Source organism: Pseudomonas sp. CM25 (genome assembly GCF_013179705.1).
Taxonomy (GTDB): domain Bacteria; phylum Pseudomonadota; class Gammaproteobacteria; order Pseudomonadales; family Pseudomonadaceae; genus Aquipseudomonas.
The window spans coordinates 1-2,113 of record NZ_JABMCW010000569.1 but is presented as its reverse complement, the minus strand read 5'-3'; the positions used below and the strand labels follow the sequence as shown (position 1 = coordinate 2,113).

Annotated in this window: 1 pseudogene; it reads left to right on the top strand. The window is 65.9% G+C overall.

Annotated elements, in window-relative coordinates:
- A pseudogene (locus tag HP546_RS29530) lies at window positions 1–2,113 on the top strand (calcium-binding protein); the annotation flags it as partial.

The window sequence follows — 2,113 nt, the reverse complement described above, 5'->3', positions numbered from 1 at the left end:
GTGCATGACGCGGACAACGCCAGCGCGGCCAACCCCAGCGGTGCGGTCACCGGCCCGGTAGCCTATTACTGGCAGGTCGAGCAACTGCCGGGTTCCGGGGTGTATGAAGACATCACCTTCGTTGCCGCAGGTGAAGTGTCGCGGGCCATCGGCAGCACCTACCGGGTTACCGATGATGTGGCCGGGCTGAGCATCCGCGTTCGCGCGGTGTACCAGGACGCCAAGGGCACGCTGGAAATCGTCGATTCGTCGCCAAACAGCGCGCCAAGTGCCGGGCCGGCCGTGACCGGGCTGCTGGTGCAGAACCAGACGCTTACCGCCAACCCCGCGACCATTGTCGATGCCGACGGCCTTAGCAACCCGCAGTTCAGTTTCCAGTGGCAGTCCAACCGGGGGGTTGGCTGGGTCAACATCGCCGGGGCCATCGGCAGCACCTTTGTCCTGACCCAGGCGCAAGTAGGGCAGAACATGCGCGTGGTGGTCAGCTACGTGGATGACTTTGGCGTACACGAAAGCGTCGCCTCCGACATCCTCGACCCGGTGGCCAACGTCAACGATGCACCCACCGGTGCCGTGCTGATCAGCGACACCACGCCAGACCGGGGCCAGACGCTGACCGCGCTTACAGCCGGCATAGCCGACGTGGACGGGCTAGGCGCCTTCAGCTTCCAGTGGCAACAGGGCACGGGCGGCACCTTCAGCAATATCGTCGGTGCAACCGCGGCGACCTTCACCCCGGGCGTTGCCCAAGGCAACCAGCAACTGCGGGTGGTCGTGCGCTACACCGATGGCTTTGGCACGCTGGAGTCGCTGACCTCGGCGGCGACAGCAGCCGTGGTGGTTCCGCCGGGCGTGGTACTGACCGGCACCAACGCCGCCAACACCCTGACCGGTACGGTGGGCGACGATGTGATCTCGGGCCTGGGCGGCAATGACACGCTCAATGGCCTGGGCGGCGTCGACCAGCTGTTCGGGGGTGTCGGCAATGACATCCTCAACGGCGGTGACGACAACGACATCCTCAATGGCGAGGACGGCAACGACACACTCAACGGCGGGCTGGGTGCCGACGCCATGAACGGGGGCGCCGGCAACGACACCTTCGTGGTCGACAACACCGGTGACACGGTCATCGAGGCACTCAATGGCGGCACTGACCTGGTGCAGACCAGCCTGGCCAGCTACACCCTGGGTGCCAACGTCGAAAACCTGACCTACACCGGCAGCAGCGCCTTCACCGGTACCGGTAACGCGCTGGCCAACACCCTGACCGGTGGCGCCGGCAACGACGTGCTCAACGGCGGTGCGGGGGCCGACCGGCTGGTGGGTGGCGTGGGTAATGACACCTACACGGTGGATGACGCCGGGGACGTGGTGGTGGAGGCCACCGGGGCCGGTACCGATCTGGTGCGTACCACACTGGCCAGCTACACCCTGGCTGCCAACGTCGAGAACCTGACGTATACCGGGGTGGGCAACTTCACCGCTATCGGCAACGGCCTGGCCAACATCATCAACGGCGCGGCAGGCAATGACACGCTTGGGGGGGACGGCGGCAACGACATCCTCAACGGCAATGCCGGCAACGACACCCTCAATGGCGACGCCGGCAACGACCAGCTGTTCGGCGGCCTGGGTGCGGACCGCCTGAACGGTGGTGGCGGTGACGACAGCCTCGACGGCGGTGACGGCAACGACACGCTGCTGGGCGATACCGGCAACGACACCTTGCTCGGCGGGGCGGGCGATGACAGCCTGGACGGCGGCAACGGCGTCGATCTGCTGCAGGGGGGCGATGGCAACGACACGCTGTTTGGTGACGTTGGCAACGACACCTTGCTGGGGGGCGCCGGCAACGACTTCCTCAACGGTGCGGCGGGTAACGATACGGTCGTGGGGGGTGCCGGCAACGACACCATGATCGCCACTGACGGCAACGATGTGTTCCAGTTCGCTGCCGGTTTTGGCAACGACCTGATCATCAGCTTCGATGCCATTGCGGCGGGCGGCCAGGACCGGCTGGATATCACTGGCCTCAATATCACTGCGGCAACCTTTGCCGCCAGCGTCACCATCGCCGATGTCGGCGCGGATACGCTGGTCAGCATCGGCG